This window comes from Paenibacillus sp. FSL P4-0184 (assembly GCF_038004625.1).
In the GTDB taxonomy this organism is placed as follows: Bacteria; Bacillota; Bacilli; order Paenibacillales; family Paenibacillaceae; genus Paenibacillus_AQ.
Genome location: NZ_JBBORN010000002.1, coordinates 404886 through 429633 on the forward strand (window position 1 = coordinate 404886; position 24748 = coordinate 429633).

The following is a 24748-nucleotide window of genomic DNA, read 5'->3' on the forward strand; positions in this document are numbered from 1 at the left end:
ACATTGGATCGTTCAGATAAATCTATTAAACCTCAGACTGCCCATATTATTTCTCATACTCACTGGGACCGGGAATGGTATCTTCCATATGAAAAGCATCATGTACGCCTGATTAAACTGGTCGATGAATTGCTGGATCGATTGGATGAGGATGGTGAATTTAAGAGTTTTTATCTTGACGGACAAACAATCATTCTGGAAGATTATCTTCAAGTTCGCCCCGAGAATCAAGATCGTCTACAAAAACATATTACGGAAGGTCGTCTACTGATTGGACCTTGGTATATTCTGCAAGATGCTTTCCTTACCAGCGGAGAGGCAAATGTACGTAATATGCAGATTGGTCATCAGGATTCGAAGCGTTACGGCGAACCTTCTAAGATTGGTTATTTTCCGGACACCTTTGGTCTAGTGGGTCAGACTCCACAATTAATGAAGCAATCAGGCATCAATAATGCCTTTTTTGGAAGAGGTGTAAAGCCGACTGGATTCAACAATACAGTATCGGACGGTGGATATGAATCTTCGTTCTCCGAGCTGATATGGGAAGGTCCGGATGGATCGAAAGTGCTTGGAATTCTATTTGCGAATTGGTATTCGAACGGAAACGAAGTGCCAGTGAATGAAGCAGAGGCAAAAGAGTTCTGGGAGAAGAAGTTAGCAGATGCTCGGAAATTTGCCTCTACAGGCGAGTTATTATTCATGAACGGCTGCGATCATCAACCGGCTCAACTGGATTTGCCGGAGGCTATTGAAACTGCGAAGCGGCTATATCCAGATATGGAGTTTATCCATTCCAACTTCCCTGATTACCTTAGGGCTGTAGAGGATGTAATGGATCACAACAATTTGTCGACCGTAAAGGGCGAACTGCGGAGCCAGCACACTGACGGATGGGGGACGTTAGTGAATACCGCATCTGCTCGTGTCTATTTGAAACAGATGAATCAGGAAGGGCAAGTCTTGCTTGAAAAGGTAGCGGAGCCACTCGCTTCATTCGCACATGTATTGGGCAAAGATTACCCTCATCATCTGTTCACCTATGCCTGGAAGACGCTAATGCAGAATCACCCTCACGACAGCATTTGTGGCTGCAGCGTGGATGAGGTACATCGCGAAATGGTAACCCGGTTTGATAAAAGCCGTCATGTAGCAGAGACCATTGTTGATGATAGTAAGCGCATGATCGCTGAAGCTGTGGATACGTCCGGTTTTGCAGCATATGGTGAAGAAGTGCTTCCGTTAGTAGTCATGAATATGACAGGGTGGAGACGCACGGGTACAGTGAGCATAGAAATTGATGCGGCACGTCTATATTTGCGAGAGGGTTTCTCTCTAGAAGAAACGGCCAGCCGTATGAAAGATATTGACTTAAACGGTCGTGAATTAGTAGACGATCAAGGGAATGCCATTACATGCCAGATGGAGGATTTGGGTCTTCAGTTTGGTTATGATTTGCCTGACGATAAATTCCGCCAGCCCTATATGTGCCGCCGAGTAAGACTTACCTTTGAAGCTGGGCAAGTTCCGGCGCTGGGTCTTCGTGCATATGCATGGGTTCGTCGTGCTAACGCAGGGTTGCCTATAGCTCCTGAATCTTTGCTTCAAGGGGATCGGGTGTTGGAGAATGAGGCCATCAAAGTAGTGATCCATGATAATGGTTCATTTGCGCTAAGTGACAAAGCTAGTGGCATGACCTACCGGGATCTTGGTGTGTATGAGAACACAGGTGATATCGGAAATGAATACATGTATAAACAGCCAGAGGGTGAACAAGCTTTAACGACCAAGGGACTACAGGCGAATATTTGCGTTCTGGAAAATACACCTTATCGAGCATCTGTGGAAATTAAACATGACTGGGAGATTCCAGCCTCAGCAGATGAGAAGCTGGACGAGGAACAGCGTGCTCTTGTGTACTACCCAGAGCGGAAAGCGCAGCGCAGTAGTGACACAGTCATTCTTAAACTTCGTACCGTAATTAGCTTGGAGCGGGGCGGAAAGGGGCTGCATATCGAAACGACGATAGACAATAAAGCCAAAGATCACCGGATTCGTGCGCTATTTCCGACAGATTTGAACACCGCCACACATCATGTGGATTCGATGTTTGAGGTTGCGGAGCGGAATATTGAGCCAGCTACAGAATGGATGAATCCGAGTAACACGCAGCATCAGCAGGCCTTTGTTGATATCAGTAATGAAACAGCCGGTCTAACCGTCGCTAACTTTGGATTAAATGAATATGAAGTGTTAAGAGACGGTCGTAACACCATTGCGATTACATTACTCCGTAGCGTGGGTGAATTGGGAGACTGGGGTTTGTTCCCAACTCCAGAAGCGCAATGTCTCGGAGAGCATGTTGTACGTATGGAGCTCATCCCACACACAGGAGATGGTATAACCTCAGGTGCTTTTGCTGAAGCTTATCAATTCCAGATTCCTTGGGTCGTATGTCAGACTGATGTACATGAAGGAGCGATTGCTCCGGTGTATACTCCATTCGAATGGGAGAGTCAGGAGCTCGCATTTTCTTCTCTAAAAATGAACGAGCAGACTGGAGACCTACTGCTTCGCTGGTACAACATGAGTCAGCAGAGTACCGACCTGACCATCCGTTCAACGATACCGCAGCAGTATTTCTATAAGACGTCGATCCTGGAAGAGGAGAGCCACCCACTCTCTAGCGAAGAGAAAGGTAGTTCGGCCTTACAGATCGGTCCATGCGAAATTGTAACGATTGGTATTCGGAGATAGAATTAACTTATTTTTTTCATATAATTTAACAAAAGGACGATAACCAAAAGTCATACGACTCTTTGGTTATCGTCCTTTTAAGTTTATAACTATGAGCTTTAAGAAGAAGACTTACTACGTGTTGGGGAACTGAGATGATCAATCTGCTCGTCTAGAACGGTGCTGGCTTTGCCTAAAAATTGTGAAATGAGGGCAAGTTCTTCATCCGTATAGGAAGCAGCCAATTTAACCATAGCGGTATGAAGTGGCATGTACGTGTCAATGACATCTTCTTTATTTTCATACAACGGGACAATAATTACTTTACGGCGATCATTAGGGTCATTTTGTCTGCGAACGTATCCGTTTTTTTCGAGACGATCTATTAATGCAGTAACGCTACCTGTGGCAAGTCCAGTTAGTTTGGACAGCTCTCCAGCGGTAATGGGGCCTTTTTCACGCAGGATATCCACAGACAAAAAATCATTATTGTATAACCCAAGAGAGGCGGCTACGTTTTGCTGGTATACCACCGTTCGGGTTCCCAGACCACGCATGAGTAAGGTAAATTGTTCTTGCTCTGGTGTAGGTTGTGCTTGTTCATGGCTTGACAAAGGATAACGCCCCTTTTAAAATCTTTATATCTCGTTAATCAAGATATTTGATTATGAAGTTATTTTAAAATGTGTTATTTTACAAATACATTCTATCGAATTAAGCATACTTTTGCAAAAAAAGTAGTATGACAGCATTCGTAAATGGTTATGGATAAGAGATATATCTATGTGTGATTGCTTTAATTGAGAGGGGAATCATGGTGAAAGAAGCTATTGTTATTAAAGGTGCACGAGAGAACAATCTGAAGAATGTCTCGCTCACGATTCCTAAGTATAAGCTTGTTGTTCTGACGGGACCTTCGGGATCAGGAAAATCGACGTTAGCTATGGATACACTTCAGCGGGAATGCCAAAGACAGTATTTAGATTCCATGGGCATGACTTCAGATACGATCAGTAAACCAAAGGTCGAGTCCATTGTTGGACTGTCTCCATCCATTAGCGTTGGACAGCATGTTACGAATCGTAATCCACGCTCGACAGTAGGGACTGTAACTGACATCTATACCTTTGTCAGGTTTATTTTTTCTAGATTAGGGGAGCGGATTTGCCCTTCTTGCAATGGTAGCATACCACCTTCTTTTGAAGCGAGGGGGCTACTAATAGAAGAAGACGAGGAAATGGAAGGTCAGTCGATGGGCTGTCCGCATTGCGGAGCTGAGCTTGAGAAACTTGGCATGTCACATTTTTCCTTCAATAAGCCGGAAGGGGCTTGTGAAGCTTGTGGTGGACTTGGGTCTGTGGCGACTATAAATGAAGCAGCGGTATTTAATCCAGAGCTTAGCATGAAAGAGGGTGGAGTAGCTTCTCTGAATGGCGTTCATCGGGATATACAGATGCGGATATTAGTAGCAGCGGGAAAACATTTCGGATTTGTGTTTGACCCGGATCAACCGTTGAAGGATTACGGTGAGATTCAGCGTGATTTGCTGTACTACGGTGTGGAGAGTGAAGCTTTTAAACGCCATTTCCCTAATATTAAGCCAATCCAAGGGACGAAGTTTGAAGGTGTTATACCCGGTTTGTGGCGGCGGTATAAGGAGAAGGAAGGAGAGGCTGGTGCGCAGGAGAAAGATGGCGGATTTTTTCATGAGCAGCAATGCCCGGAATGCCTAGGAGCTCGCCTGAAAAAAGAAGTTCGTCTAGTTCGAGTAGCTGACGCATCGATCATAGATGTATCCGACTGGTCGCTTAGTGAGGTATATGAGTGGACGAAAGGACTGGAGGCGGCACTGCCTGCCGAAGGTCTACATCTACTTGAACCGATCCTTCATGATATGCCTACTAGACTAAAGCGGATTATCGATGTTGGCCTAGGTTATCTTTCCATGAACCGGCAGACAGTCTCTTTATCTGGCGGGGAAGCACAGCGCCTGCGTCTAGCATCACTGCTGGGTTCAGGGTTGACCGGTGTTTTATACATTCTGGATGAACCGACGACGGGACTTCATCCTCGAGATACAGTTGGCCTTATTCGTGTGCTTCAGGAGCTGCGTGATCTTGGGAATACCGTGCTCGTTATTGAACATGATATTGAGATGATGCGTGCTGCGGATCATATTATTGATATGGGTCCAGGTGCTGGATTGCATGGTGGAATCGTTGTTGGTGAAGGTAGTTTAGAAGATTTGATGGCAAGCGAGCTTTCGGTTACAGGAGCTTATCTCAGAGAAGAGCGTCTCGAAGTTCCCACACGTATTCGCCGAAAAGGGAACGGAAAGCAGATCACTATCCGGCAGGCACAGTACCGGAATATTGATATTCAAGAAGTCTCCATTCCACTTGGTTGTCTTGTATCTGTAACAGGGGTTTCGGGTTCGGGTAAGTCCACGCTTATATTTGATATCCTTGCGCAAGGAAGCTCTAATGGTCATGAACAAACAGGCTGTAAGGAGATTACGGGTCTAGGTGAAGTCGGGAGCATTGTTATCTTTGACCAATCACCCATGGGTAGAATGCAGCGTTCTAATGTAGCGACCTATACCGATGTATTTACACATCTGCGTCAGTTATTTGCGGCTTTGCCAGAGGCGAAGAAAAGAAAACTGACCTCCAAGCATTTCTCCTTTAACACAACGGGGGGACGGTGCGAAACCTGTCAGGGACTTGGTGTATTGTCCGTAGACATGAACTTTCTGCCTGATTTAGAAATAAAGTGTCACGCCTGCAAAGGAAGACGGTTTACGGATGAGGTCTTACAGGTGAAGTATGATGGCTTCTCTATCTCAGATCTGTTGGACATGTCTATACAGGAAAGCTTGCCGATTCTTAAGTCGGAGGCCAAAATGGCCGGTATTATTGAGACGTTATGTGAGGTGGGTCTTGGATACCTTAAATGGGGACAATCTGTCAAAACCTTATCAGGCGGCGAGGGACAACGGATCAGGCTGGCCAAAGAGCTGAGCAAGCCATCTAAAAATCATACGCTCTATTTGCTCGATGAACCAACGACAGGTCTACATCCTTCAGACATCAAGCAACTTCATACCTTATTGAGCAAATTGATAGATACGGGAAATACGGTTATTGTTGTGGAGCACAGCTTAGAACTGATTCGGGAGTCTGACTGGGTGATCGACATTGGCCCTGAAGGGGGCACAGTTGGAGGTAAGCTTGTAGCTGAAGGCACACCGGAGCAGGTCGCTGAAGTACAGGAATCTTATACAGGGATGTTTTTGAAACGGATTCTGGCTGAGGGGCTTTAATCCATTTTAAATCAGATATCCATTTGGAAAAAAGAGAGTGCCCGAAGCCACACAATCCATGGCTTCGGGGCACTTCTTTGTATGTTCCGGCGCGTTCACCAAGCCTAGCATTGAGCGCCAGAAGACGAAGCATCTAAACCTCCAAGAAATATGAATTGAAATTATTGCTGTCGTCATAGTAACATTAGGTTAAGCGCTTAACTTATGTGAAGGGAGGATGCAAAGACTCCAATCCACTTAATATTTATAATGAGGGTAATGCCATGAAAACGACCACGATATATGATGTTGCCAGGGAAGCGGGCGTATCAATTGCTACCGTCTCCAATGCGATTAACGGTAAAGGAAAAGTAAGCAACAAGAAGCGAGATGAAATCCTTGAGGTGATGAAGCGGCTGCAATATCAGCCCAGTGTCATTGCTTCGGCACTAATGGGGAAGAAGACCTATACCATTGGTCTTCTTATTCCAGATGTCTCGAATCCCTTTTTTTCCGAGATAGCTAGAACCGTAGAGGATCTGGCACACTCCGAGGGGTATAGTGTTATTGTGTGCAGCACAGATAACAAAGATGAACGCGTAGAGAAATACATTCGGCTGTTGGAGCAAAAAAATGTTGACGGTATTCTGATCGGAACAGGTGTGGGAAATGTGGATATCTTGGCGCTCCATATAGAGAAATCCTTCCCCATAGTTATGATCGCTCGGGAGACAGTAGGCATAGCTGTTCACCGTGTATTGAACGATGACTTCAAAGGAGGCACTATTGCCGCAGAACATTTGCTTGAAAAAGGTCATCGCAAGATGGCAGTTTTGTCCGAGGATTTCAATGTAAGCAGCAGCTTTGAGCGGGTCAGGGGTTTCCGCTTTGGATTATTTGAGGCTGGTATTTCACTTGACCCGAAGAATATCTTCGCGTGTGAGTCGAATATCAAAGACGGCAAACGGGTAGCATCCGAGATTCTCCACGGCGCGGAGCGTCCGACAGCATTATTCTGTTGCAACGACTTGCTTGCCATCGGCGCACTCCAGGCTGCGAAGGAAGAGGGAATATCTGTACCGGAACAGCTCTCAATCATTGGTTTTGACGATACCATTCTGTCAACCGTGACGAATCCAACGTTAACAACTATTGCTCAACCGATGAATCGGATGGTGAAGATGGCATTTGATTTGCTGATCGGCAGTCTGGATCATACAGATGATATCAAGCAAAGAATTGTATTGCAGCCTGAACTGGTGATCCGAGAATCCACAGGCAACTCACCCATTAAATAAAGAGGACGGTTATTGAGAACATGGACGAGAAAAGGTTAATTATCTTTTTTGACAGCGGAGATACCATTGTTGATGAATCGACTGAAATTAGGGATGAAGAAGGAATCGTACGGAGTGCGGATCTGATTCCGGGAGCAGATATCACGATTCAGACCCTGCATGAGAGAGGATACACGCTTGCTCTGGTTGCAGACGGTGATGCGCAATCCTTCAAAAATGTATTTAAGCAGCATGGACTAAACGATTATTTCAGCGCCATGATTATTTCCGAGAATATCAAAGCAGTCAAGCCAAGCCCACGCATGTTCAAGGCAGCTATTGGTGCGCTTGATTTGTCTGAAGCGGATTTCTCCCGTACCGTTATGATTGGCAACAATCTTAGCCGTGACATGAAAGGGGCCAATGCGCTAGGCATCACCAGCATTTTTCAGAGCTGGACGCCCCGTTATTCCCATGAGCCGGCAGATGAGTCTGAGCGTCCGACGTATACAGTTAGTGAGCCGCTGCAATTGCTAGAGTTGATTGAGAGGCTGAACGCTGAGCTCAAGTAAGCTGGAGGTCGTTCATTATGCTATTTTTCCATATTTAAATACAAAAAGAGAAACCCAAGGTCATGAGAATGACTGGGTTTCTCATCTTTTTTAATCAATCAGCTTAATAATCTAGAAGCCGTCCATGATCATGCCATTGACCGTACATTTTATTTTCTTTAGTGTTTGCTATAAATCTATCTAATTTACGCTTAAATAATTCTGGTTGATGTGTATTACTTTGTATCGTGTCGATCCTGACTCTTTTATAAAGAGCTGGAAAGATTAAGAAGTTCTCATATACCTGCTGCTCCTCTTTTAACCTTTGTTCTATAACCCTATTGACTTTAAAAGAAGCGAGGTTCATATCCGGAAGTACCTTTCTTCCTTCGTCACTCATTAACCCCAGTTTATCGAGGCGGCGGACACGTTCTTTATTTAATTCTGTCCAAGAGCTTCGTTTGCTTCTGGGAGACAGTCGCTGCGCCAGCTCCGTTTCAGAAACTTTCTTTTTCACTCCATCGATCCATCCAAAGCACAAACATTCCTCAACCACATCCAAATATAGCAATGTTTCTGGGTTTGGCGTCATACTTACGAGTACCCAACAAGATTTTTCAGTCTTACAATTTTCCTGAAGCCAAGCTCTTAAATGTTCTCTCGATTTCACTGTAATTAGATTTTCAATCTGCATAAATTAAATAGCTTCCGCAGGCATCTGATACCAAAAAAGGGAATAGTCATTCATGGTGGAAGCGTGTCCTAACTGACGTAACATAGTAGATATATTACCTCTATGATAAGTCCCGTGATTGGCGGTATGCAGCACAATTTCTGATAGACGTGTTTGCCGGATTCCAGCGAATGGGTTATCAAGTAGAATAGTCTGCTCCAAATCGGTTTGGTTTTGTAACCATTTTTTGTATTGTTCAGATAGCTGGGCAAAAAGATTAGCGTATTCATCAACCGAATTTAGAATGCTCATATTTAGCGGGATACTTTTTTGAAAAGCCTCAGGCATACCAGTGCCTGTTAAAACCAGATACCACATCGTATCAACCGCATAGATATGGCTAAGGGCATGAGCGATGGTAGGAAAAGAGCTATTCACTTCTTGATTTAGCACAGAGGGAGAGATTTCCTTGATTCTTCCCAAGATCGTTTGGTTCGCCCAAATGTGGTAATTAAACATTTCTACTGGATGATTGGTCATTGTATGATCTCCTTTTGAGTTGTGATAGATTATTTTGTAGCTGTTGTTAATATAAAAGAAGAAGTATGACAGCAGACTGTCATACTTCTTCATAAAGATTTAGGGTATTTTGCAGCTGCTTTTTTAAGATACCTCGCAGTGCAAGAGGCTCGAGGACTTCAGCGCCGCTGCCGAAACTTAGCAGAATTGACCATAGCCAGCGGGCTTCTAATGGTTTATACACAGGAATTCGCATCGTCATGCTCTCATCGATATGAAATTCCTTATCTACCTGGTGAAAGTGATCCAACGCTTCTGCCAAAGCCTCAGGTCCCACCCGGATTACGACTTCCTCAACCTGATCGGCCCTGTTTGAACAACCGGCCTCTATGGGTGCCTCATGTTGGGAATGAAAGGTATCCTGTGTCAGAAGCAAATTCATCATCCGGGAAAGCCGGAACTCTCGATAATCCAGTCGTTCCCGGCAATAACCATAGATGTACCAGTTGCTATATTTAAAATGAAGCTTTACTGGTTCCATATCACGGGTTGTGCGTTCGTTTTTTACATTGATGTAATCAAAACGGACGATATTTCGTTCCGTAATAGCCGTGCGTAAAAGAGAAAGTGCATCGGGATCCATACGACGAGTTTCAAAATCCACCGCTAGACTAGAAGTCTGTTGTTCTGTTCCAATCGTTTGCAGCCGTTCAATGGTTCCTTGCGCTTGCTCGTCTTCAAACACGGAAGAGAGACTGTTCAGCACGGTAATCAAAGAAGTGACATCATACGAACGGAGCAGGCTTTTATCCATTTTATATCCGTCCATGATGCCATATCCGCCTTTAGTTCCCTGATACGATACGACCGGGATGCCTGCGGCACAAATGACATCGATATCCCTATAGATAGTTCTCTGGGAAACCTGAAACTCTTCAGCCAGCTTGGAGGCAGATAAAACTTCGTGGTTCAACAGCTTGTAGATCATAGAAATCAAACGTTCCAATTTCATTTGTGTATTCCCACCCATTAGTCCATATCGTGTTACTGCATGATTATAGCATAGATTTTTCATGCTAATTTGGCGCTTAAAGAGAAATGGATTGACAAAATATGGTTGGTGGGTTAACTTGTGAATATAAAATAAAATCATTCATAAAACCATAAAAGCGAGTTGAGATGTATGCCTAAGAAATTCACAGAACAAGAAAGAGAATGGATTAAACATAAATTGTTGACAGAAGGTCGCCGCTGTTTTGAAGTACATGGTATTAAAAAAACTAGTGTTGAAGAATTAACAAAAGCTGCCGGGATTGCGCAAGGTTCGTTTTACATGTTCTTTGGATCGAAAGAGGAATTATTCTATCACATATTGCTTGAAGAGGAACAACGAATTCGTAGTACAATGTTCGATTCATTTAGCGTAGGTGTGCCTGTAAACAAGGAAGAAATCAGATTATTTTTACTGAAATCTTTCCGCATGATGGAAGAGAGTCCGATCGTACGTCAGATGTTCGTAAAAAGCGAAATGGAGCAGCTATTAAGAAAGTTACCTAATGAGTTGTTGGAACAAAATTTTACAGAGGATAAAGACTTTTTTATTCCTTTCATTCAATCATGGCAAGCCGAAGGTATCATGGTTGGGATTGACCCGGGATTAATCGTAAGCATGATTCGCTCTGTAGTCCTCCTGTCTTTGCATAAGGAAGAGATCGGTGATGAACGCTATCAGGCAACTATAGATCTTTTGATTGGGGTTCTGGCTGAGGGGATGACTTCTTTGAAAGATAATATGACTGGGGGAGTATGAAATGATCGAAGTGAAGGAGCTTCATTTTACCTACCCAAAAATAAAAGAGCCAACCCTTAGTGGACTTAACTTTTCCATACCTCAAGGAGAAGTGTTTGGTTTTCTCGGTCCTTCGGGAGCGGGTAAAAGCACAACACAAAAAATACTAATTGGAGTCTTAAAAAATTATCTCGGCAGCGTTAACATAATGGGCAAGGAAATAAGAAATACCGGACCGGAGTATTTTGAGCGAATAGGGGTAGCTTTTGAGTTTCCAAATTTCTATTCGAAGTTTACTGCGCTGGAAAATTTGCAGCTATTTCGCTCTCTGTATTCAGGGAGAACAGCGGAACCGAGGTTTCTCCTGGAGCAAGTAAATCTCACTGAAGCTGCAAATTTGAAGGTCTCCCAGTTATCGAAGGGGATGAAGATGCGGCTGAATTTCTGTAGAGCACTCTTAAATAACCCACAAATTCTATTTCTGGATGAACCCACTTCCGGGCTCGACCCCGTTAATGCGAAACGAATGAAGGATTTAATCCTGGAAAAAAAGGCAAATGGGACGACTGTAATTATTACAACACATAATATGCAAGCCGCTGAGGAGCTCTGCGACAGGGTCGCTTTTATTGTAGACGGTCAGATTAAGTTGATTGATTCTCCTCGTGAGCTTAAGCTTCTAAATGGAAAAAAACGAGTGCGGCTGGAATACCGCCATCATAATGAAGTTAGAAATGAGGAATTCTCACTTGATGATATAGGGGAGAACGAATATTTCTTAAAGCTTGTTCGTGAACATCCAATAGAAACCATTCATTCGCAGGAGGCGTCTTTGGAACAAATATTTATTGACGTAACTGGGAGGCAGTTAACATGAGATTCAGATCTGCGTTTGCCTTTGACATCCGGTTTCAATGGCGGCATGGGTTTTATTGGATTTACGTCATTATCTGTGCGTTTTATTTGGTATTGCTGCATCTTATTCCTGATCATTATCGAGAACAAACAATGTTGTTATTGACCTTTAGCGATCCGAGTGCTTTAGGGCTTATTCTCGCAGGGGGGATTGTGCTGCTGGAAAGAGACCAGGGCATCCATGATCCTTTATTTGTTACTCCGATTCGTGTTAGAGAATATTTGCTTTCAAAAGCAGGCTCATTATCTGTACTCTCCCTGTTAGCCGCTTGGGTTATTCATGTAGTAGCAAGCGGGATTCCGCAATCCCCGTTTGGCTTTTCTACTGGAATCATTCTAACGTCAAGCTTTATGACGCTATTGTCGATTGGAGTTGTGGCTCGTTGCCAGACAATTAATGGTTTCATTCTACTATCACAAGTATTCGCATTGCCTTTTATACTTCCATTGCTTGGTTATTTTAAGGTGTGGAACTCCAAACTTTTTTTATGGCTTCCTACGGAAGGAACACTTCGCTTGTTGAGTTCGGGAACCTCGGCTATGTCATTTGGCAATTACATCTACTCCATATCGATATTACTGCTATGGAATGTTGTGATATACGTATGGGCAAAAATGTCCTTCGAAAATCATGTAATGATGCGCATAGGTAAGGGAGGAGCAAGAAAATGAAGAAGTATCGTATGCTTTTTATAAGCGATATCCGGCATACTGGTTTGGACCCAGTGCTTATGGTCGGCATCTTTGCTCCTTTAGCACTTCTAGTCGTCTCAAGATTTGGATTTCCAATGATAGCCGATTGGCTTACGAACGGTTATGCTTTCGATTTATATAAATATAGTAGCTTTGCTGCGATTTTCTTAGTCATGACCTTTCCCATGCTAACCGGTATGATGACAGGTCTTTTAATGCTTGATGAAAGAGATGAGAATGTCATCTCTTATTACGCGGTTACACCATTAATGCGCAGAGGGTACATGGTGTATCGTCTAGTTCTTCCATCTCTACTCTGTACATTTCTTTCATCGCTATTTTTTATAGTCTCCGGCTTATCTAGCTTCCAATTAGAGCATATATACATCCTTATACTATTAGCATTTGAAGCCCCTTGTTTTGCATTATTCCTAGCTTCTTTCGCTGCAAATAAGGTAGAAGGATTAGCTTTATCAAAGATCGGTGGTCTGTTTATAGCAGGACCAATCGTAGCTTATTTTGTTCCATCACCATGGCAATTTATCGGGGCGTGGATTCCTACCTATTGGCCTGCTAAGTTATTTTTTGTTATAGAAGCTTCTAGTGGTTTTATTGTGCTTGCATACTTTATGGTGGGACTTCTATTTCACTTGAGTCTTCTGAGCATCATGATCAGGATTTTTATTAAAAGAGCTGATTGATTAACCTCCTCCAAGCAGCTTAGGCAACAGGGTTAGAAGCTTTTCACGTGTTAAAGCATCTCCATAGTTCCATTTGCTTCCGTCAAGCAGATAAGCTTGCCCCTTACGTACAGCGGGTATATTCTTCCATAGTGAGCTGTCTAGTAGTTTCTCCATAGCAACTCGCGAGTCTTGACGTTCCGGAATAAGCATAAAGATATGATCACCGGCGTAGGAAGGCAGCCTTGCTGGATCGACCTCTGCAAATCCTAACTCTCCATCGAGAATCGCTTTGATCTCATCTGTGGGCTGTAAGCCGTTAGGGGCATAGAGAGCAGTAGACAAACCGGACATTCCCATAGCATATAGATGATTTCCATGGTCATAAATCAATGCAGAAGCTGTTTCTCCAGGTTGAAGAGTATTCATATAAAGCTGCTGCCACATGGCAGCATTTTTTGCTGCGAATGAATCCAGCCATGCTTCTGCTTCGTGCTGCTTACCCAACCAGCTTCCAAGTGTCCGCATACGGTGTTCAAGTGGCGCAAATGAATCAAAGGTAAGTGTCGGGGCGATGTCGACGACTGCTCGATAGGCCTTATCATCTGAATTAGCTATAATAATTAGGTCAGGATTTAATGAAGCGGTAAGCTTCGGATCCAGAGGAAAGCCAACGTTAGAGAGCTTTTTAAGTCGATGTTTATAGACTCTGTTCCATGCAAAGACTTCATCTCCTCCGATAGGCTTTATACCTAATGCGAGTAGGTCGCCAAGCGTCTCACCATGGTAGACAATGCGCTTTGGACGCTCCGGAATATCCACCTCATGGCCAGTCCAGTCTTTCACAGTAAGCTTCCGACCTTGCTGATGCGCATATTGTCCGGGTGTAATTCCAGTCTTTTGACGAAACCGGCGACTAAAATAATATTCATCGGAGAAGCCAACCAGTCGAGCAATCTCACGCAGCGGTTCAGCGGATTCCAGAAGGAAACGCTTCGAATGGTTAATGCGCAGTTCGGTCAGGTAATCGAGCGGTCTTTTTCCGGTAAGCTTTTGAAAGATCGGAGTATATTGCCACAAAGTTATCCCTGCGAACTCAGCCAGTTGCTTCACGGTGATACTCTCCGTATAGTGATCTTGCATATATTGGATGGTCTTTTCCACGGAATCCGCGGGACTTGGCACCTGCTCGGAAGGATAATTATGCTCAAAGAGTAAGAGCAGCAATTCTTGGAATTTTAATTGCCGCTTAAAAAAATACACATCATCGGCATTTTTTTTGCTCATAAGCAGATCTTCCGCAAGGCGGATTACCCTAGTGAACGGGTGGACAATTAGCTCCTGTCTACCCGGAAGGAGTTCATCTGAATAATATTCGGGAAACTCGGCATTATTAATTGCTGTAAAAGTGATGAGATAATAATAAAGAGTCGTCTCTTGATTGTCCGTGCTATAGGAAGTTCCAGGAGATAGGAGATAACACGTATCTGTAGTCAGTATTATGGTTTGATCGCTAAGGATCAGCTGCCCACTACCGCCAGTGAATATTAGAAGTCTATAAAAGTGAGTTGAAAGAGCCTTAGAGCAAGAGCCTGCCGGTTGAATATGTAGTTCCGCATCAGTCAGCTGAAACAGCAACGAGCGGAGCGGTGCAGCGACGGGTAATGTTTGCAGCAAGAGGAAGCCTCCGTTCATTTGGTGAGAATCATTATCAATTAATTCATTGTATATAAAATAAAGAAGCATATCAACAGCTGTTGACATGCTTCTTGCAGTTTTCTATCAGCTAAGTGCCAAACGCTTCATGAAGGTGAAAATTATTTCATATTCAAAAGCTGTGGGAGTTCACCGAGCAGCCATTCTCTTGTTGTTGCATCACTTGAAGTCTTCATAATATCTTGAGTATAGACGTATCCGTTCTTGACGGCAGGGAGACCTTTCCAGATCGGACTCTTTAATAGAGTAGCTGTGGATTGCTTGGCTTCATCGGCCACAGGAGTTAGAATGAAAATCCGATCTCCGGCATATTCTTTAAGCACTTCCATGGATACTTCCTGGAATCCCATACCTTCATCAAGCACCATCTGAATCGCTGGGGTTGGCTTGAAGCCATTCTCTCCATAAAGGACTTGCGAAAGTCCGGTCGTTGCCATAACAAATAGTCTGTCACCAGGATAATAAGTAAAGACCGAAGCTGTTTCTCCTTCTTTTATGCCCGCTGCCTTTAATTGTTCCCACATGGCATCTTCACTCGTTTTATACTTAGCCAGCCATGCCTCTGCTTCGGTCGTTTTCCCAAGAATTCCACCGATATCAAGCATCCGTTCATTTAGCGGGGCAAAGGTATCAAATATTATCGTGGGTGCGATTTTGGACAGCTGTTCGAAATCAGCTTCATCAGTTCCTGCATAGATAATCAAATCAGGCTGAAGTTCCAGCGTCTTTTCTAGATTGATAGGGAACCCTACATCTTCGACACCTTGTAGTTGATCTTCAAAAACCTGACCCTCACCCATGGAAAGTGGATATCCTACCGCTTGCACACCAAGCGCGAGTAGATCACCATAGGTTTCTCCTGAATAAATCACGCGCTTCGGGTTAACAGGTATTTCTACGGTATGGCCTATGTAATCCGTGTAGGAGCGAGTAGTTGCCGAAGTTTCATTAGTGCCCTTGTCGGATGTTTCTGGAGAAGGTACAGTGGTAGCTGAAGTATTATTTCCGGCTGCGTTCGACGCATTGTTCTTGGCTGGTTGTTCTCCTGAGTTTCCGCAGGCGAGTAGTAATGTGGTCATCAGAAAGAGTACACATAATACGGCGAACGGTTGTCTTACCTTATTCATATAATATTGCCTCCCTAAAATATGTAGCGATCACCAATAATGATAATCATTCTCGACGAAAACTATCATAAATTAAAGTCTCCTTTTACTCAATGGACAAAACACATTAAGGCTATTTGATTTGTACAAGCCTATTGTTATTGGAGTTGATAGCCAGAAAAAAAGTTTGATAAGGCTAAGAAGTCATTGAGGAACACGCAAAACTCTGTCGGTGAGATTGAAATAAATAGAACAAGGCCGTCTAGTTTGGTAGAAACCAACCAGAGACGGCCTTTTTTAATAGATGAAATTAGAGAAGAGAAAGGGTGAAACGGAATGCATATGGGCGATTAGCCGGCAGAGTGAACTCTTCGTGGGTTGGTGCACCCCAGCTGTCGTCACCCCCAACTCCCATTTGCTTGTAGTTGACTCTCAGTACGCTTTTGTTCGAGACTGGCAATTTATATACGTGATCATGTGCTTCCAATTCCTCAGGTTTCCAAGGCAGAGCATTAATCTCCATAGGGATTGCACTATCAAAATAAAGTCCTGATCCGTCGTTGCCATCTGTAATCGAAGCAAATCTGACATCCGTCTTATTGCCGCACTCCTGCGGTCTGAGATAAGGGATGAACTGGTCACTGACTTTGCCCGTATAGCGGCCAAGTGGTGCTCCGGTCTGTCTGTCCCAATAATTCTCATGGGGTCCACGGCCGTACCATGAAAGGGTATCGAGTCTTCCAGCAAGCACGAACATCATTCCGAACTCAGGAATTTCTGGCAGATCGCTACTACCCGGATTCAGTTCTTGCAGGATTTCTAAAGATCCGTCAGGGCGAATCTCATACTGAACAAGAAGGGTGGAATACGGATTCGTTGGCAGAAGGTAAGTGGTGGAAATGAAACAGAGATGTCCTTCAGTTCTATATACCATGCTCAACAGATTCCGCTCATTAGAAGCCTGCTTCCACACTGCACAGCGCTTTGGCATTCCATTGCCAAGATCATTATCCGTGACCGCTCTCCAGAAGTTAGGTCTTACGGGCTCAAGCAGATGTTCTTTACCGGCAGCATGGTATGAGTTTAGCTCACCAGTTGTTGTATTAAAGTTTAGAGTGAAATTCCCACCCTGTACGGTCAATGCACCTTCATGTTCCTGCACATGTAACGTTCCATCCGTTGTCTTTGGAGCCTTTGTCACGATACGCGGGGATAGAATGAACTGTTCCCAAGCGATTTCGTGGTCAGCATCAGCCCAAGAAGTTTCTGAACGCTGAATAAAGGAGAGATTCAGAATAGCTTCATGATCACCTCTATGTGAAATCAGTTCGTAAGGGATAGTGCATTCAACGATTTCTCCTGGTACAGCAGAGATTTGCAGCAAACCTTCTTGCGCAGTTACTCCGTCTAAAGAAACTTCCCATTTAAGTTCGTACTGTTCAATGTCGGTAAATAAAAAGTTATTACGAATCTGAAAGAGACCTTCACGGATATTTAAAGCAGTTACTTTAATATTTTGATAGCACTTTTTGACCTCAAATAGCTTTGGAGTAACCGAACGATCGGCAAAAAGTAATCCGTTTCCGCTAAAGTTTCCATCATGTGGCGACTCACCAAAGTCACCGCCATATGCTAAATATGGGACACCTTCGGATGTTTTGGTTCGGATAGCCTGATCCACCCAATCCCAAATAAATGCACCTTGAAATACATCGTACTTGTCAAACATATCGGTGTATAGGTGTAATCCACCGCAAGAATTCCCCATAGCATGGCTGTATTCGCAGATGATATAAGGCTTCTGAGGATGACTTAGCGCATATTTTTCAACATCGTGCGGTTTAGCATACATAGTCGACTCTATATCACTAGCTGCTTCTGACTCTCTGCAATGGAAGATCCCTTCATAATGAACAGGTCGTGTTGGGTCAGCTTCTCTGAGATAGTCATGCATGGCGATAAAATTATCACCACCGTAGGACTCATTCCCTAGTGACCAGATGATAACAGAAGGATGGTTCTTGTCTCTTTGCATCATGGAGTTGCAACGGTCAATCACATTGGCCCGCCATTCCGGTTTGCTAGCAGGTACATTTCCGTCATGTATTCCTTGTTGCCCATACTGCCAAGTGCCGTGCGTTTCCAGATTGGTTTCATCGATAACGTAAAGTCCATATTCATCACAAAGCTCATACCAAACAGACTGATTCGGGTAGTGAGAGGTCCGAACCGCATTAATATTATGTGTTTTCATCAGTTTGATATCTCGGATCATGTCGTTTTTGGATAGCGCACGTCCTGTGTCACAAGAGAACTCGTGCCGGTTAACGCCTTTAAGTACGATTCTTTTGCCGTTGATCTTCATAAGTCCGTCCTTGATCTCAAAGGTACGGAATCCGACCTTACAGCTGACCGTTTCAGTAGAGTTTCCTTTATCGTCAATCATGGAGAGAACCAATGTATACAGATACGGTGTCTCAGCACTCCACTTATAAGGATCTTCTACATGCTCAGAAAGCTTGAAATGCTGAACGCCCTCTTGATCTATGGAAGTGACTGTAGATACTGGTGACTCCCATACAGGTTGATCCTCTTTATTGTATAGCTGCATTTGGAGTGTATAAGGGTTTAGTTTCTCGTTAAAATAATTCTCCACTTTGATGTCTACGTTTAAATTCGCATGTACGAAAGCTTCATCTAGCTCGGTTTTAACGAAAAAATCAGCAATATGAACAGAAGGAGGCGTGTACAGATAGACCTCTCGAAAAATACCGCTAAGCCGCCAAAAATCTTGATCCTCCAGCCAACTGGCATCACACCAACGATAGACCTCGACAGCTAGTTTATTATCACCTGCAATTAAATAAGGGGTAATATCGAACTCGGAAGGTGTAAAGGTGTCTTCACAGTAACCGACCCGTTCTCCGTTTACCCATACATAGAAAGCGGATTCAACCCCCTGAAAGCTAAGGTATACAGGCTGACTGTTCCAAGATTCAGGGACAGTAAAGGTCCGGATGTACGAGCCTACGGGATTATATTTTGTCGGAGCAAAGGGTGGCTTGAGATCAGGTTCAGATTCCGCCCAAGGATATCGGACATTCGTATATTGCGGGTAATCATAGCCATGGAATTGCCAGTGAGAAGGTACAGGAATCGTAGCCCAATTGCTGCAATCGAAATCAGCTTTATAAAAATCCACGACCCGTAGATCCGGTGTTTCGGAAAAAGAGAACTTCCAAATACCATTAAGCGTTTTGTAGTATGGCGAGGCTTCTTTATCTCCCACCAGGGCTTGCGTTAGATTGCTATAAGGGATCATGGAAGCATGTGCATCCAAGCGATTTAGTTCGAAGATTTCTGGATTATTATTCCATTCTGGATAACCGTTTGCAGGAGGCTGGTAAACAAATTTTGCTCGCATGAGTAAATCTCCTTTATAATAGTGATGTTATTATATTCATATTATAAATTGGAGTAATGGTAAGAGATATAAAAGATTTTTCATCCAATATAACAAAATATGAAACGAGTGATCAGATGGAGAGTAAAATAATCTTTTGCCAAACGGAAGATACGAATATGCTGCCGTTGTATGCTACAACCATTGGATTTTGGGAGCATCAGGCAGAAACCTTACGTCCTACCGGATTTCCGGATTATCAAATACATCAGATTCACGAAGGCAAAGGCGAACTTGTCATTCAGGAGAAACGATATATTGTGAGTTCAGGGGATGTATTCTTTTTGTTCCCGAATATTACGCATTCGTATGCGCCAATCAGCAGTAAGTGGAAGCTGTCATGGATTTCATTCAATGGTAGAGAGGCCGGTCAAATGCTGCTGTACGCAGGAATCCGCGAATCAGGCCCTGCAAGGTTGAAGGAGGATAAGTGGCTAAATCCTTTAAAAGAAATGCTCAACTTGTCAGATAGTAATGAACTGGAAACGAATCTGGAACGATCCAAACAACTATACGCGCTGCTGCTGGATTTAAAAAGCAATCTAGTTTCTCCTCTAAACGAGGCTCTTGAATTGGAGCGAATTAAACCGGTGTTGCGACATATAGAAAGGAATCTTCATAGGACCCTCCCATTAAAGGAACTTGCGGAGGTTATTGCAGTGTCGCCACAGTATTTATGCAGGCTTTTTCAAAAAACAATTCATGATCGACCCGTAACCTATATCAACAAGCAACGTATAAACTTGAGTAAACAGCTAATGTTCAATGAACGAGATAAAAAAATGTATGAAATTGCTCAGTTAGTGGGCTTCGAGAATGCCAGCTACTTTTGTCTAGTGTTTAAGCGGTTGACTGGAATGAGTCCAGAGCAATTTAAACAGCTGCATGGTTTGGACTAGAGTAATAGAATGCCTCTAAGCCCTATGATAAACGCTTACTTGTTAGCGTCTAGCACTCCATGATATAGTTTAATTGAGTTCATATATTGTATTTTTCACGAATTCGCTCATTTTTTTGCAATATGTGTATGTCCAATCTAATTCAATACATAGAACCAAATTTACGATCAGATATCTAGCTAAGCATCAGGAAGGAGTCATCAATTTGAATGAGAAGTTAAAAGAGGCATATGAACGTTTGGACTTGCCTGTAGACATTACCCGGGAGGAACTGAATAAAAAGTTTGATTTGCATTTGAAACGCCGTAAATCAAATTCCTCAGAAACTGAGGCTGCAGCCTATGAAGAAGAATTTCTGGCTTACAAAACGATCTTAGACGGCTTAGATCAGCAGGAAATTCAGGAGGCAGAGGACAAGCGGCTAGAGAAATGGGGAGCATTTTCCGGCATAGCGCGTAAATCAGAGAATTTTTTTAGGCTATACAAAGTCCATACATTTGTATCTATCGTTGTGCTGTTAGTGCTAATCTTTGGAGGTAACGCTCTTTATAATCAATATCAAGCCAAAAAATATGAAGCTTCACTCCCGCCAGTGGATGTAACTATCATGTTCCTAGGAAACTATGAATCTCAAGATCCATCAGGTAAGGATGAAGAGCTTAAACAAGAGATCGTCAATCGTTATCCAGCTTGGAAGCGGGTAAAGACGGAAGTCGTATACCTTCCCTCAACAGGTGGAGAAGGTGGAGGCGCGTTAGACATGACTTATATCCAGCGCGCGATGGCGATGCTGGCGGCGGATCGTCCGAATATTCTTATTTTGGATGATGCTACTTTTGATTGGATCGGACAACAGCAGGGACTTAAGAATCTAGAGCCGTTTGTTAAATCAGCGGGACTTCCTTTAGATGATATTCGTTTGAAACGTATAAAAAATACGGAGAACGGTGAAGAATGGATCACAGGCGTAGATATCACAGATACGAAATTTGCTACAGACCTTCCAATTCATTCACGGAAGATGATCATTGGGGTGTTTGGAGAAGATGAAGATAAGAACAAATCAACTGATTTTGTTGAGTTCTTAGTAGGGCAAATGACTGCCAAATAAATGAGTATGTATAAATGGACCTGTGTTATAAAGGCCGATGTTGTATGGATTCTCATACGATATCGGCTTTTTTGTTGTACATTCAAAGCATCTGAATTGACGAATGTGAAGTGAACTCACTATAATGATTCATATAGATATGAACTAAGTAATATAAATATAAACTAAACTGAATTTTACAAGGGAGTGATGAAAGAATGAAGACAGAAGGAACTCTGACAATACATACACAGAAGCGTGGTGCAGCATTAGGTGATTTATTTGGAATCTTCTTTGAGGATTTAAATCATGCGGCAGATGGTGGACTTTATGCTGAGCTAGTTCAGAATCGATCCTTTGAATTTGATCCGATAGATCGGGCCGATTACCATGCGTTAATGGCTTGGGAGCCTATAGAACGTGGAGATGGGAAAACCGTAATCACCGTGGAAGGTAGCGACCCCTTGAATGATCGTAATCCACATTATGTAGCCATTGATATTGTGGCTGAAGGTGACGGCGTTGGGTTGATGAATCTGGGATTCAATAGTGGTATTCCGGTAAAAGAGGGCGAGAATTATAAGTTCTCGGTATATGCTCGTCGAGAGACAAGCTTTGACGTACCCCTTATCGTATCCATTGAAAGTACAAATGGTATTATTCATGGTGAAGCGGAAATCGCTGTGAATCACTCCGAATGGACTCGATACGAAGCAGTTATTAAGTCTAAGGCTACAGATACTAGTTCACGTCTTGTAATCGTTACCAAAGGCAGCGGGAGGGTATATCTGGACATGGTTTCTCTGTTTCCGGAGAAGACCTTTATGAACAGACCTGGGGGCATGCGTGAAGATATTTCACTGTTGCTCGCCGACTTAAAGCCTAAATTCATGCGGTTTCCGGGAGGTTGTCTGGTACATGACGGTTCCTTAAATCCAGATGACAGAGATTCTATGTACAGATGGAAGAATACAATTGGGGATGTGGCACAAAGGCCGGCAAGGCGGAATAACTGGTCCTACAATCAGACGCTTGGGTTAGGATACTTTGAATATTTTCAGTTCTGTGAGGATATTGGAGCTAAGCCGATTCCCGTTCTTCCGGGCGGCTACGATCCGCATCATAAACGTATGGTGCCGCTGGGTGAATTAACACCCTGGGTTGAGGATGCACTGGATTTGATCGAATTTGCCAATGGAGACATTTCATCGAAGTGGGGAAGGATACGTGCGAACCTTGGTCACCCGGAACCTTTTGGGCTAGAGTATATCGGCATAGGCAATGAAGAGGTAGGTGCACCCTTTTTCGAGAGATATCCATACTTTCATCAAGCCATTAAAGAGAAATATCCGGATATTAAGGTCATTAATTCGAGCGGTCCATTCTCTGCTGGTAAGGAATATGAGCGGGGCTGGACATCGGCAAAAGAGAATAAGTCTGATCTTGTAGACGAGCATTATTACTGTACACCTGAATGGTTCCTGGCGAATCATCATCGTTATGAAGACTTTAAGGGCGACGAACCGAAAGTGTTCTTAGGTGAATATGCTTCATGGGGCAATACCTATTATAACGCATTAGTGGAAGCGGCTTTTATGACGGGACTTCAGAACAACGCTCATGCGGTTGGTTTGGCATGTTATGCTCCTATGCTCTGCAATGTGGATTATATCAACTGGAAGCCGGATCTAATCTGGTTTAATAATCATGAAGTGTACGGAACTGCGAACTACTATGTTCAAAAGCTATTCATGAACCATCAGGGAGATCAGCTACTGGAGATAAAAGCGAACGGCTTCACAGTATCTGAGGAACGTAAAGCTGAAGCGATCACAGGAGCGATTAGCTTGGATGTGGATGCATCCGCTGCTCGATATTCAGAAATCACACTGGTCAACAATGTTACGGGAGAAGTGAAGACGTATTCTGAGTTGTCAGAAGAAGTATCAAACCTGCCTGATCCTGCTCAGAACGGAACGGCCAAACGAACACTAGAGCTTGGAGAGACGGAGTGGGAGAGCTATACCTTGGATTTTAAGGCTACTAGAACCGCAGGGAATAAAGGGTTTGTGTTCTATTTTGGTAAAGCAGATGATCAGAATCATTTGTATTGGGAACTAGGTGGCTGGCAGAATCAGGATTCCATTGTGGCATCAATTATTAACGGGAGAAACTCTGTGCTTACACATTCTATGTTTACAGTTGAAACAGACGTAGAATACGACCTGAAGCTAGAAGTATCAGACAGACATATTCGTACTTATATTAACGGAGAGCTGATCAATGAGACGGAGGACAAACTTCCGGTCATCGAACCGCTGTATTACACAGCAAGCATGGAGGATTCCACAGGGGATATCATTCTTAAGACAGTGAATGTACAAGATAACAGCGTTTCTACTGAGATTATATTAGAAGAGATGGCAAAAAAGGACTTGTCCATCGAAGTATATGAACTGTCGGGATACCAGCTTGAGGATGAAAATAACTTCGAGAATAAAGAGCTTGTCTCTCCTAAGCAAAACAATTTTACGACGATGGGCAGCAGTTTTTCTTATGAGTTCCCTAAACAATCCGTAACGATTTTTAGAATAAAATAAAAACTAAAAACGCCCCTCTGAATCCTTAGTGTTGAAAAAGGTTCAAAGGGGCGTTTATGTCCGGTTGTATAGCTGTTCACCCACAGACGATCACATTCTAGGATATTCTCGGTCATGATAGGTGCAATATCATTAATAGCTGGCCGATGCAGACCATCTTTACACGGTTCACATGTTCTAGTAATGTAATGAGACAGCAGCCACGGCCAGTGTTCTTCTAGTGTGGATACATCTTCGAACTCTAATTTTCTTCTTGCTCTTTTTCTTAGCTTGAATATAATCACAGGTAGTAGCTACACTGCATCCATACTTATCTCGCTTATGTTAAATTAATGATTAATATTATTGTTAACTAAGAAATATGATTTGTGAATACATAAAAATACTAATTCAAAGGCATAGGGGACAATAAAATGCACTTAACTACAGATACAGAATCGCTTCGAGTCTATGAAGCACTTGCAAGTGAAGTCAGGTTAAGGATTATCGAACTACTAGACCTAAAAGAGATGCATATTAAAGAACTGGCTGCTGAGCTCTATCTAAGTAGTGCGATGGTTAGCACCCATGTTGCCAAGCTGCAAAAAGCAGGCCTGATTAACTCTAAAATGAGACGTGTGGATGGAGGGACATATAAGTATTGCTCACTGTCTACGAACTGCCTGCAGATTAAATTATCAGGATCTCGGGGAATCTGCTAATCAGATATTGTGAATGATACGAAATAGAGAATAAATAAA

At 43.2% G+C, this 24748-nt stretch carries 19 protein-coding genes; 12 read left to right on the forward strand and 7 right to left on the reverse strand.

All coding sequences use genetic code 11. The features are described from left to right. Positions 1 to 3: 3 nt before the first annotated feature. Complete coding sequence (locus MKY52_RS23465) at positions 4 to 2757, forward strand: alpha-mannosidase (RefSeq protein WP_341053848.1); 2754 nt, start codon at positions 4 to 6, stop codon at positions 2755 to 2757. A gap of 98 nt (positions 2758 to 2855) precedes the next feature. Here the strand turns inward: MKY52_RS23465 and MKY52_RS23470 are convergent, their stop codons facing one another. After that, complete coding sequence (locus MKY52_RS23470; RefSeq protein WP_231573481.1) at positions 2856 to 3293, reverse strand: MarR family transcriptional regulator; 438 nt, start codon at positions 3291 to 3293, stop codon at positions 2856 to 2858. A gap of 260 nt (positions 3294 to 3553) precedes the next feature. Here MKY52_RS23470 and uvrA point away from each other — a divergent pair, with 260 nt between their 5' ends. The 3 genes from uvrA to MKY52_RS23485 all read left to right on the forward strand — a co-directional run bounded on the left by uvrA (position 3554) and on the right by MKY52_RS23485 (position 7886). Beyond that, positions 3554 to 6058 (forward strand): excinuclease ABC subunit UvrA, encoded by a 2505-nt coding sequence (gene uvrA / locus MKY52_RS23475; protein WP_341055611.1) that lies wholly within the window; start codon positions 3554 to 3556, stop codon positions 6056 to 6058. Positions 6059 to 6321: 263 nt separating this feature from the next. After that, positions 6322 to 7335, forward strand: a complete 1014-nt coding sequence (locus tag MKY52_RS23480; protein WP_341053850.1) for a LacI family DNA-binding transcriptional regulator — start codon at positions 6322 to 6324, stop codon at positions 7333 to 7335. Between the two features lie 20 nt (positions 7336 to 7355). Continuing rightward, positions 7356 to 7886: an HAD family hydrolase gene (locus tag MKY52_RS23485; RefSeq protein ID WP_076283074.1), complete on the forward strand. Its 531-nt coding sequence runs from the start codon at positions 7356 to 7358 to the stop codon at positions 7884 to 7886. A 103-nt stretch (positions 7887 to 7989) separates the two neighbouring features. Here MKY52_RS23485 and MKY52_RS23490 read toward each other — a convergent pair whose 3' ends face one another. The 3 genes from MKY52_RS23490 to MKY52_RS23500 all read right to left on the reverse strand — a co-directional run bounded on the left by MKY52_RS23490 (position 7990) and on the right by MKY52_RS23500 (position 10069). Beyond that, positions 7990 to 8559: a YdeI/OmpD-associated family protein gene (locus MKY52_RS23490; protein WP_341053851.1), complete on the reverse strand. Its 570-nt coding sequence runs from the start codon at positions 8557 to 8559 to the stop codon at positions 7990 to 7992. A 3-nt stretch (positions 8560 to 8562) separates the two neighbouring features. Further along, a complete protein-coding gene (locus tag MKY52_RS23495) occupies positions 8563 to 9078 on the reverse strand; it encodes a DinB family protein (RefSeq protein WP_341053852.1) in 516 nt (171 codons plus the stop codon). A gap of 79 nt (positions 9079 to 9157) precedes the next feature. After that, positions 9158 to 10069, reverse strand: coding sequence for a helix-turn-helix transcriptional regulator (locus tag MKY52_RS23500; RefSeq protein ID WP_341053854.1), 912 nt, complete (start codon positions 10067 to 10069; stop codon positions 9158 to 9160). A gap of 171 nt (positions 10070 to 10240) precedes the next feature. Between MKY52_RS23500 and MKY52_RS23505 the strand changes: the two genes are divergently transcribed. Genes MKY52_RS23505 through MKY52_RS23520 form a run of 4 tightly spaced genes read left to right on the forward strand, consistent with a single transcriptional unit; the run spans position 10241 to position 13155 of the window. After that, on the forward strand, positions 10241 to 10867 hold the full coding sequence (locus tag MKY52_RS23505; RefSeq protein ID WP_341053856.1) for a TetR/AcrR family transcriptional regulator: 627 nt from the start codon (positions 10241 to 10243) through the stop codon (positions 10865 to 10867). A gap of 1 nt (position 10868) precedes the next feature. Beyond that, entirely contained in the window at positions 10869 to 11723 is an 855-nt protein-coding gene (locus MKY52_RS23510; RefSeq protein WP_341053857.1) for an ABC transporter ATP-binding protein, read from the forward strand. Then, complete coding sequence (locus tag MKY52_RS23515; RefSeq protein WP_042187031.1) at positions 11720 to 12433, forward strand: fluoroquinolone export ABC transporter permease subunit; 714 nt, start codon at positions 11720 to 11722, stop codon at positions 12431 to 12433. The genes MKY52_RS23510 and MKY52_RS23515 overlap by 4 nt, the downstream gene beginning before the upstream one ends. Beyond that, entirely contained in the window at positions 12430 to 13155 is a 726-nt protein-coding gene (locus MKY52_RS23520; RefSeq protein ID WP_341053859.1) for a hypothetical protein, read from the forward strand. The genes MKY52_RS23515 and MKY52_RS23520 overlap by 4 nt, the downstream gene beginning before the upstream one ends. Here MKY52_RS23520 and MKY52_RS23525 read toward each other — a convergent pair whose 3' ends face one another. The 3 genes from MKY52_RS23525 to MKY52_RS23535 all read right to left on the reverse strand — a co-directional run bounded on the left by MKY52_RS23525 (position 13156) and on the right by MKY52_RS23535 (position 19380). Further along, positions 13156 to 14811 (reverse strand): AraC family transcriptional regulator, encoded by a 1656-nt coding sequence (locus MKY52_RS23525; RefSeq protein WP_341053860.1) that lies wholly within the window; start codon positions 14809 to 14811, stop codon positions 13156 to 13158. Positions 14812 to 14951: 140 nt separating this feature from the next. Further along, entirely contained in the window at positions 14952 to 15977 is a 1026-nt protein-coding gene (locus tag MKY52_RS23530; protein WP_341053862.1) for an ABC transporter substrate-binding protein, read from the reverse strand. A 289-nt stretch (positions 15978 to 16266) separates the two neighbouring features. Then, on the reverse strand, positions 16267 to 19380 hold the full coding sequence (locus tag MKY52_RS23535) for a glycoside hydrolase family 2 TIM barrel-domain containing protein (protein ID WP_341053863.1): 3114 nt from the start codon (positions 19378 to 19380) through the stop codon (positions 16267 to 16269). Between the two features lie 116 nt (positions 19381 to 19496). On the opposite strand from MKY52_RS23535, the gene MKY52_RS23540 reads away from it, so the two are divergent. From MKY52_RS23540 to MKY52_RS23555, 4 genes are all read left to right on the forward strand, one after another. Continuing rightward, positions 19497 to 20318 carry an AraC family transcriptional regulator gene (locus MKY52_RS23540; protein ID WP_339802639.1) on the forward strand — a complete coding sequence of 274 codons (822 nt, stop codon included), beginning with the start codon at positions 19497 to 19499 and terminating at the stop codon, positions 20316 to 20318. A 205-nt stretch (positions 20319 to 20523) separates the two neighbouring features. Further along, positions 20524 to 21429 carry a hypothetical protein gene (locus tag MKY52_RS23545; protein WP_042187039.1) on the forward strand — a complete coding sequence of 302 codons (906 nt, stop codon included), beginning with the start codon at positions 20524 to 20526 and terminating at the stop codon, positions 21427 to 21429. A 197-nt stretch (positions 21430 to 21626) separates the two neighbouring features. Further along, positions 21627 to 24008 (forward strand): alpha-L-arabinofuranosidase C-terminal domain-containing protein, encoded by a 2382-nt coding sequence (locus MKY52_RS23550; RefSeq protein ID WP_341053866.1) that lies wholly within the window; start codon positions 21627 to 21629, stop codon positions 24006 to 24008. Positions 24009 to 24421: 413 nt separating this feature from the next. Then, positions 24422 to 24709, forward strand: a complete 288-nt coding sequence (locus tag MKY52_RS23555; RefSeq protein ID WP_341053867.1) for an ArsR/SmtB family transcription factor — start codon at positions 24422 to 24424, stop codon at positions 24707 to 24709. The last annotated feature ends 39 nt before the right edge of the window (positions 24710 to 24748 follow it).